This is a genomic window from Pirellulales bacterium, assembly GCA_035546535.1.
GTDB lineage: Bacteria > Planctomycetota > Planctomycetia > Pirellulales > JACPPG01 > JACPPG01.
In genome coordinates this window covers 1-17838 of record DASZWQ010000077.1, presented here as the reverse complement: position 1 = coordinate 17838, position 17838 = coordinate 1, and the positions used below count along the sequence as shown (strand labels likewise).

General features: G+C 64.0%; 14 protein-coding genes. 6 read left to right on the top strand and 8 right to left on the bottom strand.

What is annotated here, in order from left to right; all coding sequences use genetic code 11:
* From VHD36_10215 to VHD36_10200, 4 genes are all read right to left on the bottom strand, one after another.
* Positions 1-552, bottom strand: a 552-nt coding sequence (locus VHD36_10215) for a hypothetical protein (protein HVU87685.1), incomplete at its 3' end; no start/stop codon positions are given.
* A gap of 204 nt (positions 553-756) precedes the next feature.
* On the bottom strand, positions 757-1797 hold the full coding sequence (locus VHD36_10210; protein ID HVU87684.1) for a methyltransferase: 1041 nt from the start codon (positions 1795-1797) through the stop codon (positions 757-759).
* A gap of 36 nt (positions 1798-1833) precedes the next feature.
* Positions 1834-2742 carry a TIM barrel protein gene (locus VHD36_10205; GenBank protein ID HVU87683.1) on the bottom strand — a complete coding sequence of 303 codons (909 nt, stop codon included), beginning with the start codon at positions 2740-2742 and terminating at the stop codon, positions 1834-1836.
* A 218-nt stretch (positions 2743-2960) separates the two neighbouring features.
* A complete protein-coding gene (locus tag VHD36_10200) occupies positions 2961-4409 on the bottom strand; it encodes a DUF1501 domain-containing protein (GenBank protein HVU87682.1) in 1449 nt (482 codons plus the stop codon).
* A 520-nt stretch (positions 4410-4929) separates the two neighbouring features.
* On the opposite strand from VHD36_10200, the gene VHD36_10195 reads away from it, so the two are divergent.
* The 5 genes from VHD36_10195 to VHD36_10175 all read left to right on the top strand — a co-directional run bounded on the left by VHD36_10195 (position 4930) and on the right by VHD36_10175 (position 10823).
* Positions 4930-5277 carry a hypothetical protein gene (locus VHD36_10195; protein ID HVU87681.1) on the top strand — a complete coding sequence of 116 codons (348 nt, stop codon included), beginning with the start codon at positions 4930-4932 and terminating at the stop codon, positions 5275-5277.
* A gap of 73 nt (positions 5278-5350) precedes the next feature.
* On the top strand, positions 5351-5566 hold the full coding sequence (locus tag VHD36_10190) for a ribbon-helix-helix protein, CopG family (GenBank protein HVU87680.1): 216 nt from the start codon (positions 5351-5353) through the stop codon (positions 5564-5566).
* Positions 5563-5958: a putative toxin-antitoxin system toxin component, PIN family gene (locus VHD36_10185; protein ID HVU87679.1), complete on the top strand. Its 396-nt coding sequence runs from the start codon at positions 5563-5565 to the stop codon at positions 5956-5958. Before VHD36_10190 ends, VHD36_10185 begins: the two co-directional genes overlap by 4 nt.
* 97 nt (positions 5959-6055) lie before the next feature.
* The gene (locus VHD36_10180; GenBank protein ID HVU87678.1) at positions 6056-9193 is read left to right on the top strand and encodes a PSD1 and planctomycete cytochrome C domain-containing protein; all 3138 of its coding nucleotides are present in this window, start codon (positions 6056-6058) and stop codon (positions 9191-9193) included.
* Positions 9194-9437: 244 nt separating this feature from the next.
* On the top strand, positions 9438-10823 hold the full coding sequence (locus tag VHD36_10175; GenBank protein ID HVU87677.1) for a DUF1501 domain-containing protein: 1386 nt from the start codon (positions 9438-9440) through the stop codon (positions 10821-10823).
* A 208-nt stretch (positions 10824-11031) separates the two neighbouring features.
* Here VHD36_10175 and VHD36_10170 read toward each other — a convergent pair whose 3' ends face one another.
* From VHD36_10170 to ribD, 3 genes are all read right to left on the bottom strand, one after another.
* The gene (locus VHD36_10170) at positions 11032-11343 is read right to left on the bottom strand and encodes a hypothetical protein (protein HVU87676.1); all 312 of its coding nucleotides are present in this window, start codon (positions 11341-11343) and stop codon (positions 11032-11034) included.
* A 69-nt stretch (positions 11344-11412) separates the two neighbouring features.
* Positions 11413-14436 (bottom strand): PVC-type heme-binding CxxCH protein, encoded by a 3024-nt coding sequence (locus VHD36_10165; protein HVU87675.1) that lies wholly within the window; start codon positions 14434-14436, stop codon positions 11413-11415.
* Between the two features lie 185 nt (positions 14437-14621).
* Complete coding sequence (gene ribD, locus VHD36_10160) at positions 14622-15767, bottom strand: bifunctional diaminohydroxyphosphoribosylaminopyrimidine deaminase/5-amino-6-(5-phosphoribosylamino)uracil reductase RibD (GenBank protein ID HVU87674.1); 1146 nt, start codon at positions 15765-15767, stop codon at positions 14622-14624.
* A gap of 131 nt (positions 15768-15898) precedes the next feature.
* Here ribD and VHD36_10155 point away from each other — a divergent pair, with 131 nt between their 5' ends.
* A complete protein-coding gene (locus VHD36_10155; protein HVU87673.1) occupies positions 15899-16870 on the top strand; it encodes a zinc-binding dehydrogenase in 972 nt (323 codons plus the stop codon).
* A gap of 187 nt (positions 16871-17057) precedes the next feature.
* Here VHD36_10155 and VHD36_10150 read toward each other — a convergent pair.
* Positions 17058-17838 (bottom strand): DUF4974 domain-containing protein (locus VHD36_10150; GenBank protein ID HVU87672.1); only part of this gene is annotated, 781 nt, incomplete at its 5' end.

Here is a 17838-nt window from a genome sequence, read left to right as displayed (position 1 = left end):
CAGGCCCATTTGCCGAATTTGCGCCAGCAACCGTTCGAGCACGCGAACCGTCGATTCGTGGCGACGAACCCACGACAGAGCCAATGTATAACGCTGGCCATAGTCGACGATGCAGGCCGTGGCGTAGGCGTGAAAGTGCTTGGTCCCTTGTCGCGGCTTGCCGTAGTAGAGCTCGTTGCGACTCTTGTGGGGCGCGCCGTAGTACGGCACCAGGTGCCAGTCGATGGCCACCTGCCAGCGCGGTTGTCGCAGGCGGCGCGGCAGATGACCCGTCAACGCCTGGTTCAACCGCCGCTCCAACACCGGCAAGGTCTTCGGCAGGCCGTCGCTCAAGGCGTTGAACAGCGCCTGGTCCGACGGGGCCTCGGCCAGGTCGCGGCAGGCCGCCCAGATCGACATCGAACGCGCAGCCGCACGCAGCACAATGCCCCACACCACGGTGGCCGAACAGAGCCAACCGTGATCCTTTAATAGCTGTGCTTGCAGCAACCAATTCAACGTCCACTGATGAACTTCCCGACTCGATATGCTATGACTCGCTCTTGAACGCATGGCTCCCTCCTTGGAAGTGACCTGCTAGACACAAGTCATGTACAAGAGGAGCCTTGCGTTCACCTACACCATTTCGCCAAAGTTGGCACTACTGTCACTCATCATTCATCACTCCGCGCTCATCGCTTCTTCGACGCATCATTCATCATTTTGCCTTCTGCATTCTCCTCCCGCTCGGCGCGTCGAACCGTCAGGAAAAAACGTTCAACTGCGACGCACCGCCTCGATCACCTGCGACGGCGACTTGGTCGGAATGATGCGGGTCATTTCGAAGCCTGCGTCAGCCAGTAGAGCCTGGAATTCTTCGGCCGTGCGTTCCAGGCCGCCGGCCATCACCAGCATGTTCAGGTCCATGAGCTTGCCGAAGTCGGGCTCGTTGCGCCCCTTAAGCACGCGCTCGACCAGCAGCAGCTTGCCGGCGGGTTTCATGGCGCGATGAATATTGCGCAAGATTTTCAGGCTTTCGGCATCGTGCCAATCGTGAATGACGGTCGACAAGATGTAGGCGTCGGCCCCTTCAGGAATTGATGCGAAAAAATCGCCGCCGACGGCTTCGCAGCGGTCGGCCACGCCCTGCTCGGCCAGGTAGCCGCGCGTTTGGTCCATCACGCTGGGCAGATCGTAGACGGCGCCGCGCAGTTTGGGGTTAGCCCTGAGAATGGCGGCGATCAACGTGCCGCGTCCACCGCCGACGTCGATCAGCTTGCCGAAGCGGCTGAAATCGTACGCCTCGACGGCCGCCACGTGCGTCTGGCTGGTCATCTCGGTCATGGCCCGATGAAAAATCCGCGCCGCCTCCTGATGCGTTTCGAAATAGTCGAACACGCCGACGCCGTATAAGAGCTTGAACGACGTCTCGCCTTGTTGCACGCCTTGCAGCAGCTTGCCCCAGGCTTCGTAGTGCTCTTCGCCCATCATCACCGTGGCGGCCCACATCGAGCGATCGCTGTTTTTGCGCAGCAGTTCGGCCATGGGCGTCATCGTGAAACGCCCTTCTTGGTCTTCGCTGAAAACGCCCAGGCTGGCCAAGGCCCGCAGCAGGCGGTAGAGCGACGGAGCGTGCGCGCCGACCTTTGCGGCCAGTTCGTCCGCGGTCTTGGGTCCGGCGTGAAGATGATCGGCCAGCTCGAGCTTGGCCGCCGAGTAGACAGCCTGGGCCGGCCAACTTCCCAACACCAATTGGATCAACCGGCTCTCGGGCGTAGCTTCTTCCGTGGATTTATCGAGCGATCCCTCTTGCAGCATCCTTAGCGTCCTTTATCCGAGTATTTACAGCGAGGATCACCACACGTCGGCCGCGGCCACGCCTTGCGCAGCGGCAAGCTCGGTCGTCTTGGGTCGGCATTCCAACCCAACGTAGCCGCGATAACCAAGATCGAAGGCTTCCTTCAGCACGCGGTTGTAGTGAATCTCGCCGGTGCCGGGCTCGTTGCGGCCGGGATGATCGGCCAGTTGCAGGTAGCCGACCTGGTCGAAGCCTTCTTTCAAGCGGCCGCACAAGTCGCCTTCGCTGATGTGCATGTGGTACAGGTCCCAGTTGATCTTCACCATCGGCGAATTCACTTCGCGGCAGATGCGCACCGCGGCCGGGCTGCCGTACAGGCAATGCCCTTTGTGATCGACGCGAATGTTCATCGGCTCGAGGATCAGCATCACCTGGTGCTCTTCGGCGATCGGCGCGGCGCGCTTCAAGGCCGTGATGATGTTGTCGTGCATTTGTTCCTGCGTCATGCCCGGCTGGTCATCGCCCCCCACGACGCACATTTTCTTGCAGTCGAGCTTCTTGGCCACGCGGCACCCTTGATCGACCGCTTCGACAAAGTCGTCGTGATTCTTGGGATCGTTCATGCCCGGCGTAAAACCCCAGGCCGTGAACTGCGCGATGGCAATGTTCAGCTCCTTCGAGAGCCGGGCGATCGCGTCGAGGTCCTTGCCCTGCCAGGGCCAGAGCTCGACCGCCGGAAAGCCGTAAGCGGCGGCCGCCTTGATGCGGTCGAGAAAAGGGAGCTTCGTCCACCACATCTCGACGTTCACGGCAAACTTCGTGTGCGGTGTGCGGCCGAGGTTCTTCGTGTCGACTGTATCGGTCGCGGTCCGATCGACGCCCCGCGCAGCGGGCGCGGTGCTGGCAAGAACCGCCGACGCGGCCAGCGACGAACCAAGAAACGTACGACGATCGAGCGGTGCCATGGCGTGGATTCTCGGCGGTGATTGGTGCGTGTTCGGCGAGTGCGCTTCGACTTGGGCGGCGCTGATTATAGGCCGTCCGCGCCGATGACCCAAGAAAGGTGGTGCGGTGGCCGCGCGGACGCGCTGGGGATCGTACACAACCGCGCTCGAGAATCCCCCTCCCTGCGAGGGAGAGATATTCTGTTCGATCGTGACGCGCACGGCCGACGACTGTCCGGCTACGCGAACAGATCCCACACCGGTTCGCCGTCGGCCACGCGCAGCGGCCGGTCAAAGCGGTCGCGGATTTCGGTTTCCGGTCGCACGCCCAGTGCGTGATACAGCGTGGCGGCAAAGTCGCCCGCCGTGACCGGCTTGTCGGCGGGGAACGCGCCGATTTTGTCCGAAGTGCCGTACGCCTGGCCGCCGCGGATGCCACCACCGGCCAAGAGCGCCGAAAAGACGTTGCCGTAATGATCGCGGCCGGCGTCGCCGTTGATCTTCGGCGAGCGGCCGAATTCGCCGGTCACGGCCACCAGCGTTTCGTCGAGCAATCCGCGCTCGCCCAGGTCCGCCAGAAACGCGGTCAGCCCTTGATCCAAGGGGGGCAAGTTGTGATCTTTCAGCCGCGGGAAGTTCGGCGTGTTCCCCACGTGATGACCGTGCGTGTCCCACGCCGCCACCGCCACCTTGTCGATCACGCCATTGTTGTTAAACGCCTCGGGCTCGGACCGGTCGGGCCAATAGACGACCGTCGTGCGCACGCCCGACTCGACCAGGCGGCGCGCCAACAGCAGGCTCTGGCCAAAGACGTTCCGCCCATAGCGCTCGCGGATCGCCTCCGGCTCGCGCTCGACGCGGAACGCTTCCAGGAACTTGGGCGACAGCAGCAGGTCAAAGGCCCGTTCGTAAATCGTGGTCAGTTCACCGAGTGGTGCGCCGCGACGCGACAGGGCCAGGCTGTCGAGCAATTGCCGTCGCGCTTGCAGACGCCGCGGATCGACGCCGTCCGGCAGATTCGCCAGCGGCACGTCGAAGGTCGGGTTGCTGGCCAGCGCTGCTGCGGCCGGCTCGACGCGCCACGGATCGAACGATTGCCCCAGGAATCCCCCGTTCTGTCCCGGCACGACGTTGGTGCTGGTCGAGATGTTCCACGGAAACGACACAAACGGCGTGGTTCCCTGCGGCGTGGGGCGCAATTTGCCGAGCACGGCGCCGAAATTTGGAAAATCATCCTCGCGCGGCGGCACTTCGCCCAGGTTGCGCGGCCGCCGGCCGGTGAGCATCGTGTGGCTGGCCGAGCCGTGCGAGCTGTCGCCATGCGTCAGCGAGCGGATGATCGCGTACCGCTCGGCCGCACGCGCCAGTTGCGGTAAGTGTTCCGTGATCTCGATGCCCGGCACGTTCGTGCTGATCGGATGAAACTCGCCGCGGATGCCGCTGGGGGCATCGGGCTTCATATCCCACATGTCGATGTGGCTCGGCCCGCCGAACAGGTACACCAGCACGAGCGACTTGGCGCGGCCGAAGCTCGCGCCCGCGGCGCCGGCAGGTTTGGCGCGCGCCGGTTCACCGAGCAGCGGCCATCCGCCGGCCAAACCCGCCCCGGTCGCCAACCCGACGCGCAGCATGTCGCGCCGCGACCAGGCATGTCGAGCATCGGTCGTACGGCCGCGAATATAGAGCATGTGGGCTGTCAGCTAGAACGAATGCGGTGTAATGCGTCGCTGCCGATCATCGTAAGACCCGTGGATTTCCACGTCAAATTCGGCCTTCGGCGGGCTCCACTCAGTCTGGATTCCCGCAGCCGAGACGGCTGCACCACAATATTTTGCCCGTAATATTTTGACCGTGACCGGAATTCGATCCGAGCCCCGATTCATTTGTGGTGCAGGCGTCCCGCCTGCAAGCTTCGGCGACAGGCGCCAAGTAGCCGCGCGCCACGACCCCTGCTGTGTAGTGGTTCAATCTGACCACTGAGCCGTTGGGGACGGCGAGTCGTCAGCGCGGTAGAATCAGGGGCATGTATACCGGTCCCGTTGAGATTTTCCGCGGAGTCCTGATTTATCGAAATTGCGACTGGCGAGCGTCGGCAATGTCAAAGTTCCGTTGCACAATAGTTCCGCGAAGGCTTTCCCATTGCGAATTCGTTTTCTACGCCGATACCTTGGACGAAATGCGTACCACGATCGAACGGATGCAGAACCATTGGCGCGAGAAACCGCCCCAAATCGTATGACACGCATCCACTTCTGCAACCCAAACCCCAACGTCAACACCGCCCGGATCAAGGCTTCGACAAACAACCCCCAACCCGAAATCGGTATGCAGCAATTTCTGACGTTACCCGGCCGGCTGCTCTTGCTGGGATGCATCGTCGGAACCGTGGCGCTGTTTGTCGGGTACGTCGAGTACACACTGCCTGACTTCCCGTCCGGCAGGTATCCCATCTTTTTGTGGCTGGTGCCGACGTTGTGCGCCGGCGCCGCGGCATTCGGGATCGCGGCGTGGATTTTAGAACGCGTCGGCGTCAAGGTGTTTCGCCGCAAGTCGTAAGGCCGAACTAGATAAAGGGGCATCGGACCGCTTTCCACTTGTCCGGTCGAACACATGTATTACAATGTATTACATGAGCACTCTGACCATTCGCATTCCAGAACCCTTGCGGCGCGACTTGGAGAAACTCTGCAAGCAGGAGAAGCGCGCGCTAAGCGACGTCGTTCGCGAATCGCTACGCCGTTACGTGGCTACCCAACGGTTTGCCGTGCTACGCAACAAGACGCTTCCCTTTGCTGAAGCCCAAGGCTTCCTCACGGACGAGGACGTGTTCAAGGCGATCTCTTGAAGGTTGTCCTGGATAGCAATGTTCTCCTCGCCGCATTCGCAACGCGCGGTTTGTGCGAAGCTGTCATGGCCGTTTGCCTGGATCGCTATGAGATAATCGCTTCCGAGGCGATTCTCGACGAGGTGCGACGTAATCTGGGAGGCAAGTTCAAGCTGCCGGCTTCACGAGTCCAGCAGATCATCGAATTTCTCCGCGAGCACTCAACGCTCGTCGAGCCCGCTTCCGTTCCTTCCAAAGCATGTCGCGACGCATCGGATCGACCAATCCTCGGTACGGCCGTGGCTGGGCAGGTCGACTTTCTCGTGACGGGCGATCAGGACCTTGTTTCGCTCGGGGATTATCACAAGATCCCTATCCTCACACCTCGGGCTTTCTACGACCGCCTGGTCTAAGAGCCGCCCCCCGCCGGGTGTTTTTGCCTGTAGCCGGGCATTACACTAGAGGTCGCGGTCCTGCCCGAACGATCCCACCCCACGACCAGGTCTTTGCATGCCCCGTTCCGGCTTCCTTCGTGCCTTCGTGGTCTTGTTCGTCGTGGCCGGCGCGACCACGGCCCACGCCGGCGATGCGGTGCCCGATTTCGGCCGCGACATCCGGCCGATCTTCGCCCAGCATTGCGAAAAGTGCCACGGCGCCGAAAAGCAACTCTCCGGCTATCGCCTCGACGTGCGCGCCAAAGCACTTTCCGGCGGCGAGTCGGGCGAGGCGGCGATCGCACCCGCCAAGCCGGACGAGAGTGCGCTCATCGCGCGGATCACGAGCGACGATAAAGACGTGCGAATGCCCCCCGAGGGCGAGCGACTCAACCCGCGCGAAGTCGAGCTGGTGCGCGCCTGGATCGCGGCCGGAGCCCCCTGGCCCGACGAGCTGGCCGGCGAGGCAAAATCCAAGCCCACGCATTGGGCCTTCGTCGCGCCGGTCCGTCCGGAATTGCCGGCGGTCGCGAACAGCGCGGGCATCAGAAACCCGATCGACCAATTCATCGTCGCGCGGCTGGAAGCGGAAAAGCTCGCACTCTCGCCCGCGGCCGACCGCACGACGCTGTTGCGTCGCTTGTCACTGGACCTGACTGGCCTGCCGCCGACGATCGCCGAAGTCGACGCCTTTCTGGCCGATACCGGCGAAGGCGCCTACGAGCGCGCGGTCGACCGCTTGCTCGCCTCGCCCCATTACGGCGAGCGCTGGGGGCGCCACTGGCTCGACGGCGCGCGCTACGCCGACAGCGATGGCTACGAAAAGGACAAGCCACGGCAGGCATACTTCTATCGCGACTGGGTCGTCAACGCCCTGAACCACGACCTGCCCTACGACCAGTTCGTCATCGAGCAGATCGCCGGCGACCTGCTCCCCGGCGCCACGCAAGATCAGCTCGTGGCGACTGGCTTCTTGCGCAATTCGATGACCAACGAGGAAGGGGGCATCGATCCCGAGCAGTTCCGCATGGAGGCCATGTTCGACCGCATGGACGCCATCGGCAAGAGCATGCTCGGCCTGACGATTCAGTGCGCCCAGTGCCACAACCACAAGTTCGATCCGCTCACGCAAGAAGAGTATTACCGGATGTTCGCGCTGTTGAACGACGCGCACGAAGCGAACATCGCGGTCTACACGCCCGATGAACAGATGCGCCGCGCCACACTGTTGGCCGAGATTGCCCGGATCGAAACGGGCCTCAAGGAGCGCACGCCCGACTGGCAGGATCGCATGGCGCAGTGGGAACAGTCGGTGCGCGACAACCAGCCGGAATGGATCGTGGTTCGGCCGGACGTCGACACCAGCGGCGGCGAAAAGCACCTGCCGCAGGAAGACGGCTCGATCCTGGCCGCCGGCTATGCACCGACCAAGCACACGGTGCAAATGACGATTCCCACCGACGTGACGCCGATCGGCGCGTTCCGGCTCGAGCTCTTGACCGATCCGAATCTGCCACTCTCCGGCCCGGGTCGCTCGATCTACGGCACGGCCGCGCTGTCGGAATTCGTGGTCGAGGCCGCGCCGAAGAGCGCACCCGACAAGCGCGAGAAGGTGAAGATCGTTTCGGCCACCGCCGACGTCAATCCGCCTGAGACGCCCCTTCCGGGCGTTTATGACGATCGCAGCAACAAGAAGCGCACGACCGGCGGAATCGCATTCGCCATCGACGGCAACCACGACACCGCCTGGTGTACCGACAACGGCCCCGGCCGGCGCAATCAACCGCGCAAGGCCGTCTTCAGGGCCGAAAAGCCGATCGCTTACGACGGTGGCACAATCCTCACGATCTCGCTCGTCGAAAACCATGGCGGCTGGAACAGCGACGACAACCAGAATTACAACTTGGGGCGCTTCCGATTCTCGGTCACGGCGGCCAACGAAGCCACGGCCGACCCGCTTCCCGCCGCCGTGCGCGAGATCTTGAAGGTCCCGGCGGCTGAGCGCACGCCGCGGCAGCAGGACGCAATCTTCGGCTACTGGCGCACGACCGTGGCCGAATGGCAGGACGAGAACGCCCGCATCGAGGCCCTGTGGCAAACGCATCCGGCCGGCGCGTCGCAATTGGCGATGCTGCCGCGCAGCGTGCCGCGCCAGACGCACGTCCTGAAACGCGGCGATTTCCTCAAGCCGGATCGCGTGGTCGCGCCGGGCGTGCCGTCGTTCCTGCATCCGCTCGCCGATGAACAGCCCACGCGGCTGTCGTTCGCCCGCTGGCTGGCCGATCGTCGTTCGCCAACCACGGCTCGGTCGTTGGTGAACCGGGTGTGGCAAGCCTATTTCGGCACCGGCCTGGTGGCGACGAGCGAGGACCTGGGCACGCAGAGCGAAGCCCCTTCGCATCCGGCGCTCTTGGATTGGCTGGCCGTCGATTTCATGGAGCGTGGCTGGAGCTTGAAGCAGCTGCATCGGTTGATCGTCACGTCGGCGACTTACCGGCAATCGTCGCGCGTCTCGCCTGATCTCGCGACGCGCGATCCGTACAACCGGCTGCTCGCGCGTGGGGCGCGGTTGCGTGTCGAGGCCGAAGTGGTGCGCGACGTGGCGCTCGCGGCCAGCGGCTTGCTCGACGATCGAGTGGGCGGGCCGAGCGTCTTTCCGCCGCTGCCGGAGTTCATGCTGTTGCCGCCGGTCAGTTACGGCCCAAAAACCTGGCCCACCTCCACGGGCGCGGATCGCTACCGCCGGGCGTTGTACACGTTCCGCTATCGCTCGCTTCCGTATCCGGCGCTGCAGACGTTCGACGGGCCCAACGGAGACTTCTCGTGCGTGCGCCGCGTGCGCTCGAACACGCCTTTGCAGGCACTTGTGGGTTTGAACGAGCCGGTGGCGGTCGAATGTGCCCAGGCACTCGCCCGCCGCACGCTGAGCGAAGCGAAAGCTTCGGACGGCGCACGACTGGAGTACGCGTTCCGTTTGTGCGTGGCACGCCCTCCGGCGGCCGAAGAGCTGGCCGAGCTCGCGCGGTTTTACGTCGCGCAGAAGGAACGCATCGCCGCCGGTTGGGTCGACGCGCGGCAGATCAGTGGGCTCTCAAGTGATGAAGCCCTGACGCCGGACAAAATACCCGGCGGCGCCACGCCCACCGAGCTGGCCGCCTGGACCGCGGTGTCGCGGGTGCTGTTGAACCTCGACGAAACGATCACGAAAGAATAAAGGACCGAACAACAGGAATTCGGCCATGAATAGAAATATCGCCAGCAAGACAAAACCCTCTCCCCTTCCGGGAGAAAGCAGGGTGAGGGGCCGGCTTACCGCAAAGCAATCGGGTGCCGCTGGTGGCTCGTCCACCCGTGCGAACGCACCAACCGCCGACCGCTCGGGTGTCCCTGGTGGCTTGCCCACCCGTGCGAACGCACCAACCTCCGACCGCGGCCGGCTGCTGGCCCGTCGCTGGTTCATGCGCGATTGCGGCATTGGCCTGGGGGCGATGGCTTTGGCGCAGCTTCTCGGCGACGACACGGCCCGCGCCGCTGCAACGTCCGCGGGCCAACCGGCCGACCCGCTTGCCCCGCGTCCGCCGCATCATCCGGCCAAGGCCAAGCGCGTGATCTTTCTGTTCATGGCGGGCGCGCCGAGCCACTTGGAACTCTTCGACAACAAGCCGGAGCTGGCCAGGTTCGACGGTCAGTTGCCGCCGGCCGAGCTGATCAAGAATTATCGCGCCGCGTTCATCAATCCGAACTCGAAGCTGTTGGGGCCGCGCTTCAAGTTCGCCCGACATGGGCGGTGCGGCGCCGAGATCGGCGAGCTGCTGCCGCACCTGGCCGGCATCGTTGACGACGTAACGATCGTCCGCTCGCTGGTGACCGACGCGTTCAATCACGCGCCGGGCCAGATCATGATGAACACCGGCAGCCAGCAGTTCGGCCGGCCCAGCATGGGCGCGTGGACTGTATACGGCCTGGGGGCCGAATCGCAGAATCTGCCCGGCTTTGTCGTGATGAACTCGGGCAAGAAGGGACCCAGCGGCGGCAATTCGAACTGGGGCTCCGGCTTTTTGCCCACCGTCTATCAAGGCGTGGCCTTCCGCACCAGCGGCGAGCCGGTGTTGTATCTCTCGAATCCGGCCGGCGTCGACCGGCAGATGCAGCGCGATTCGCTCGACACGCTGGCGAACTTGAATCACCGCCGGCTCGAAGCGATCGGCGACCCGGAAATCGCCACGCGCATCAACTCGTTCGAGATGGCCTATCGCATGCAGACAAGCGCCCCCGAGCTGATGGACCTGTCGCAAGAATCGGCCCAGACCTTGGCCATGTACGGCGCCGAGCCGGGCAAGCCGTCGTTCGCCAACAACTGCCTCTTGGCGCGGCGCATGATCGAACGCGGCGTCCGCTTCGTGCAGTTATTCCACGAGGCGTGGGATCAGCACGGCAATCTGAAGGCCGACCTGCAGAAGAATTGCAAAGACACCGATCAGGCGTGCGCGGCATTGGTGGCGGATCTCAAGCAGCGCGGGCTATTGGACGAGACGATCGTCATCTGGGGTGGCGAGTTCGGCCGCACGCCGATGGTGCAAGGCGGCGACGACGGACGCGACCACCATCCGAACGCCTTCACCATGTGGCTGGCCGGCGGCGGGTTCAAGCCGGGCACAACGGTCGGCGCCACGGATGATTTCGGCTTCAACGCCGTCGAGGACGTGATCCACGTTCACGACCTGCACGCCACGATCCTGCATCAATTGGGCTTCGACCATACGCGCCTGACGTATCGCTTCCAAGGGCGCGATTTCCGCCTGACCGACGTGCACGGCCGCGTGGTGGATAAGCTCATCTCGTAGGGTGCGCTATGGGGCACCCGGATGTGAACGCGGATTCTGGTGCCCGCAGGGCACCCTACAGCGTCGATGCGAAGCTCGGGCGAAACACAAAGTCATCCGCAGATTTCTAAGAGAGAGTGCGTCGCCATCCGTCTATCGGCGAAATCCGTGTAATCTGCGGACGCATTCCTTTCCGCCCTTTGTGGTGCGGCCGTCCCGTCTACACTCCTTAAACAGCCTTCACATACTCATCGCCACGCATCACTTCGACATCACTCGTCCAGGCAACGATCGCGTAATGCGCGAAATAGTTGTCGGCCATGTACTGCATGATCTGTTCGGCCACCGCGGCGCTGCACACCACCTTCATCTGCACGTTCTCGCCGAACATGTCGTTATGCCGGGCATTGCGCGCGCCGACGCCCTGCGTGCGATGAAAGCTGGCACCCGTCGCGCCTAGTTCCTGCACTTTCTTCACCAGGCGGTCCTTGAGGATTTCTTCCGCGATGATGGTCAGCAGCTTCATCTTCGCTAGTTGCATCGCACGCTCCCCTACCGTCGTGTGACAATTTCCGCGTCATACGCTCATCGCTGCGCCTTGCACGACTACCTACGGCAACGACATCAAATAGGCAATCAAATCCGCCACCGCTTGCCGATCGAGCTGCTGCTCCAAACCCTCGGGCATCAGCGATTGCCCCGTCGCCGAGAGCTCGTCGATATTCACGCGCAGCACGGTGTCCGTCGCATTCTCGCCCCGTTTCAGCGTTACGCTGGTCGCGGTTTCGGCGTCGATCATGCCGGTCAGAATGCGACCGTCGCCGGTCGTCAGGGTGTAATTAATGAATTGCGGGTTTACCTCGCGATTCGGATCGAGCAGGTTCACCAGGATCGCCTCGGGGCCGCGATTCTTCATCGCTGCCAGGTTCGCGCCGATCTCGTAGCCGATGCCTTCCACGCGATGACATGCGGCGCACACTTTTTGAAAGTGCCGCTTGCCCGCCGCCGGATCGCCGGAAATCGACAGTGCGGGTCGATAGGCCTCGACCACTTCCTGCCGCTTACCCGATTTGGCGGTGCCCAAGAGAGCCGTGGCCCGGGCGCGTACCGCCGCATCGGGTTGGGCGAGCAATTGTTGCACGCGCGCCGGTTCCAGGTCCGACGCTTTGAATTGTCCGCCTTCGATAGCATCGAGAAGCGCCGGCACCCGCGCCGCACGGGCCAAGAGCGCCTCGGCGGCCTGTGATCGCAAGCGGGGGCTCAACGTGGGCCAGGCGTCGAGAATGATCTTGCTCACCGCCGGATCATCGATCCGTCCTAGCGCCGTCAAAGCTGCCAGTTGCACCTCCTGCGGCTGCCGACTATCGACAAGCGCCGTCAAGATCGGCAGTGCATCGGCCGGCGCGCCCAGTGCCAGCATCTGGATGGCCGGCACGCGCGCGGCGGGCGATTGATCGTTGTCGCGCGCCGTAGCCTGCGCGTCGATCACCAGGTTGGCCAGCACCTCACGGGTTCTTTTGCCGCCGCGGCCCGCCAGGATCCGTTCGAGCGACCCGCCTTGCCGCGCGGCCCCTTCGCTCAGGCCGCGCACCAGTCGGCCGGTCAACGCCCGGTCGGCCTCGGGTAGCGCCTCGACGGCGGCGATCACGGCGGCCAGGTCTTCGTTTCGCCCGGCCGAGCCCGCCTGCTGAGCGAGTGTGGTCAGCAGGACTTGCCCCGCCTCCTGGCGGCGAAAACTCTCGTCGGCGGCCAATTGCTGAAACACGTCGGCGACGCCCGCGGCCAACGAGCTGACCAGCGCCAGTCGCATCCAGCGATCGGCCGGATCGCGCCGCGCCAACGTTGCGAGCGCCTTGTCCCGGGCCGCATTGGGTGGCAGCTCGCCCAGGCTGAAAAGAAGCTGATAAACGACGTGCAGGTCGGTTTCGCTCTGAGCGAGCTGCAACAGCTTCTCGCGCATCGGCACCACGTCGTTGTCCGCGCTTCTGGCGACTCCCTCGGCCAGACGCACCGCATGCGCGCGCACGCGTGGGTCGGCGTCCCCGAGCACGGCCAGCACCACGTCGGCGGTCAGAGCGTCGAGCCCCGCAAGCGCGTAGAGCGCGTGCATCCGCCCCTCGGGCAAATCGCTGGTCATGGCCAGCTTCACCAGCGCTGCGACAGCCTTTCGATCGCGACGCTGATACAACAGCCGCGCCGCTGTCTCGCGGTGCCACGCATTTTTGTGCGCAAGCGTCGCCACCAGCTCCTCGGTCGAGGCCTGCCCCAACCGAGGCAGCGCCCGTTGGATATATCCATCGGGCACGATGCGATAGATCCGCCCCCGATCGCGCCCGCTCGTCAAATCGAGATGCCGCTTGATCACCGGCGGTAGCGACAGCGGATGCTCGATCACTTCGCGATACATGTCCGCGATGTACAGCGTCCCGTCCGGCGCATTGGCGAACTGCACAGGCCGGAACCAGATGTCGCGCGAAGCCACGAATTCGCTCTCAGCGTCGATCCGCCGCGCGACGAGCTCCAGCCCATTCGGCTCCAGCCGCTTGCGATGCACGAGATTCGTGCAGGCGTCGCCGACGATCGCCAGTCCTTGGGCATCGGCAGGCCACGCATCGCCGCGATAGATCGTGATGCCGGTGGCGCCCGTGAAATAACCGCTCGCGCGCCCGCCCCCTTCGATGGGGCCCGGCACCTTGCCTGCTACGCGCAGCCGCGTGCGGACCACGCGCCACGGTTCCACCGGGCTCGCGCGATAGATTTCCGCTGCGGGGCCGTCGGCCGCGATACTCACCCGTGGGCTTGGCGCTGCCAGGTAAGGGTTCCGCGCCACGTACCGATCCTCGAACATCACCAGTTGAATGTGATCGCTATTCGAGCAGACGAACTTTCGCCCCCAGGCGTCGAAGCTCATGCCGTATTGCCCACCGCCGCTGGTGGGGGTCAGCACGAGCGTGCGTGGATCGAAGGCAAAATCGCGCCCCGAGAGGTTCACGGGCCGGGCTTTTTCATCATCGGCGCGGCGCACGGCGGCGCCGGCGCTACTCGTGGCGCCGTGGATGCGATTATCGAGCCCCCAGGCGAAGCTGTTGAGCAATCCCTGCACGTTGCCGCGGCCGAACCCGGTGAACACGCGTTGCGTGACGTCGGCCCGCCCGTCGCCGTCGTTATCCTTGCAATAAAGAATGTCGGGCGCGGCGCCGACAAAGATGCCGCCGTCGTAGCAGATCACGGCCGTTGGCCACGAGAGGTTTTCGGCAAAGACGCTGCTCGTGTCGAAGTGGCCATCGCCATCGGTGTCGGCGAGCAAGTGAATCTTGCCAAGCCGTCCCTCGGCATCCTCGGAATAGTCCTGCATTTCGACGACGTACAGTCGGCCGTTTTCGTCGAAGGCCATCGCGATCGGATCGTCGACCAAAGGCTCGGCCGCCACCTGCTCGACGCGAAAGCCGGGCGCCGCGACGAACGTGGCTTCGGCGTCGCGCGGCTCGACCGGCGGGATACGCGGCAGCTCGGCCGAGAAATCTTCGTCGTCGATCGCAGCCGGCGCATCTGCGGCGGTGACACGGTTCTGAAATGCCATCCATGACAGCGCGACGAGCGCGCAGAGGGCCACGACGCAAAAGCCTCGTGCCATGCTTTTTCGCCACAGGCAAATAAGCATGCCGGCGGATTGATTCAAGGATTCGTTCCGACGAGGAAAGGGCATCGCGATAACTCTCGGCAGGAGGACAAAGGAGGGATGCACGCGGTGGACGAGTCGCCCCGGGGTGCGGCACTTAATAGGATAATCGTCAGCCGCGCGCCGCACACCCGCCCCGGTCAACCGCGGCTCCGTGCCCGGGCCTCTCGCCGTACAGGGCCATGCACGTAAACATCGCCGGCCAGCGTTTCGATTGTGGGATCGTCGAGGGACCAGGCAGATGCAGGATCGGCGACTCCCGTGCCGTCGACACCTGCGGGTCCGCCCCCGAAGATTTTAGGCGCCACGAAAGCATGGACTTCGTCGATGAACCCCGCGTCGAAGAGTGAGCCCAGCAAGCCCGCGCCCCCCTCGACCAGCACGTTGGTCATGCGCCGACGCCCGAGTTCGGCGAAGAGCGCGTCGGCCCGTTCGCGCGGCGTCGAGCCAGGACACAGAAAGACCTCACAGCCGGCATTGCGCATTTGCTCGACCTGCACGGCTGGCGCTTCGTGAATCGTGGCGAACAGCACGGGGGCATCCGCCGCGGTGCGCACCAGTTGGCTATCGAGGCGGAGCATCGACTGCCTACCAAAGACGATGCGCGTCGCGACGCGCGGTCCGGCAGGCCGCGCCGTGAGTAAGGGATCATCGGCGGCCACGGTGCCGCTGCCGACCATGATCGCATCGACACGGCCGCGCAGCTCATGGACTTTCGCGCGTGAGGTTTCGTTCGATATCCACCGACTGGCGCCGCTGTGCGTGGCGGTATGCCCATCGAGCGTCATGGCCCATTTGGCGATGACCCAGGGCCGGCCTTGTCGGACGAGCTTCAGATACGGCGCGTTGAGGCGCTCGGCTTCAGCCGTCAGGACGCCGACCGTGACGTCGACACCCGCCGCGCGCAGCGCGGCGATGCCGCCGCCCGAGACCTGCGGGAAAGGATCTTCCTGGGCGACGACCACTTCGCGAATCCCGGCCGCCAGGATCGCCTCGGTGCAGGGGGGCGTTTTGCCGTGATGGCAGCACGGTTCGAGCGTGACGTACATCGCCGCGCCGGCCGCGCGCGCGCCGGCCACGGCCAGCGCGTTCACCTCGGCATGCGGGCCGCCGAAGCGAGCGTGAAAGCCCTCGCCAATGATTTCGGCGCCGCGGGCGATGACACAACCGACCAGCGGATTCGGCTCGACCAGTCCGCGTCCCTTGGCGGCCAGGTGCAGGGCGCGGCGCATATGCCAGGGGTCGAGATCGCGCGGACGCTCTTTGGTCGGCGGCTTGTCAGGCATGGCGGATTCTGGAATGCGGGGTGTCAGCTTGGGGGGCGCGGCGGGTTACCAGGGACCTTCTTGTCCTATCTTAACTGACGCGTATGCTGATACCTTGAATTGCTCGTTGAAAGTCTAGAGAGGAGACAGCCTTGCTCGCCGGACATATTCTCGCCCGACGGAAGATCGAACTTGTCGAGATTCCCGAGCCGGTGCTCGATAAATCGTCGCCGCCGGGGCAGATTCTGTTTGAGCCGCACTTGTCCTGCCTGTGCGGTTCGGATTTGCCCTATTTCGATTCGCCGCACACCAAGTATCCGCAGCCGATAGGCTATTCGCTGCACGAGATGGTGGGAACGGTTATCGCCACGTCGGGCCAGCGCTTTCGCCCGGGCGACCGCGTATTGGCCGTGCCGGTGCGCCAGCATGGCTTGTTCGAGCGCTATGCGGTGAGCGAAGAGCGCGCGATCCCGCTCGACACGCGACGCCCGCCCGAACAAGCTCTCCTCGCCCAGCCGCTGGGAACCGTGATCTTCGCGCTCAAGAAATTGCCCAGCTTGCTCGACAAGGACGTCGCGATTGTCGGTCAGGGGCCGATCGGGCAGCTGTTCAACGCCAGCTTGCGCAACCTGGGCGCTCGCGAAATCATCGGCATCGACAAGATCGCGTCGCGCCTGGCATTGAGCGAGAAGATGGGCGCCACGGCCGTCGTCGACAGCAGCCGCGAGGACCCGGTCGAAGCGGTACGGAAGATCACCGGCGGCACGCTGCCCGACGTCGTGATCGAGGCCGTCGGACACGAAGATCAGGCGCTCGACGTCTGCATCGATCTGTGCGCGAAGTACGGGCGGATTCTGTCGTTCGGTGTTCCGCCCGAGACGATCGATGCCTTGCGCTGGAAGGACCTGTTCTACAAGAACATCACGGTCCACACGAGTGTCGATCCCGACTTCACGCGCGATTTTCCGCTGGCCATGCGCTGGATCGGCGAAGGGCGGATCGACCTGTCGGCGCTCGTGACGCATCGCTTTCCGCTTAAAGAAATCCAGACGGCCTTCGACACGTTCCGCGACCGCAAAGACGGCGCGCAAAAAGTGCTGGTCGAATTCCCCCGCGCGCGCTGAGACCGCGCGATACTCGTATCCGTAACCCCTCTCCCTCCGGCTGCACTTTCGGAAAATTGAGTGAGGAATGAGAGGGCAGGGTGAGGGCTGCGGCGTTCGTAGCCGAACGAGGCGCGAATCAAAGAATCCGGCGCGCGTTCGGTCAACGCAGATGCGGCTACGGAACGCGCAACGCCTTCGGTGAAGTTCAAAAGAAGCCGGGCGTCGGGATTGGCGTTACCAGGTCGCCGACGTCGTAGACACGCACGGTGGTCATCGAGTCGGCCGCTTCGATCGACGTGATCAAAAGCACGTCGTCTTTCACGACGTAGGCCAGGTTCAGATCGCGCAAGATCAATCGCAGAATCGACCGTAACTTGATGTTATTCAGGTTCCTCGTGATCGGAACCGACGGTCCGATGTTCTCGTCGGTCAAGCCCTTGTTGTCGAGCTGGATTTCGATGTGGAACTTGTGCTTGAGATAATCGAGCACGTCCGCCAGCGGCATTTCCTTGAAATCGACGCTCGTTACGGTTTGCAGGGCCTGGTTGATGCGCTTTTCTCCGGCGCTGGGGCGGTACATGCTGGCATTCTCGCGCCATTCGCGGCGGCGCTCTGACAATTGACGCCACTTATCGACGGACGGATACGCGATCGGCTGACCGTCGGAGTCGACGCCCCGCTGCCGATCCTGATTGAGGAATTCTTCCTCCAGGTGCCGCTGACGTCGCGCGGCCAGGGCCTGCATCTCGACCGCATTGACCTTCAATTGCGCTTCTAACGGTGCTGCCGTTCCGACGATGGTCGAGTTGCCGTTGGCCAGCGCGCCGGCGGCTTCCTCGGCCGCGCGGTACTGGCCGCGGGCGGCCAGGTCGTTGGCGTGCGTCAATTGCTTGTCGATCTGCCGCTCGCGCGCGACCAGGTTCTGGTGCAGCTCGCGGCGCGACTGCTGCTCGGCTTGCACATCGCGCGCATGAACCGCCGATTGG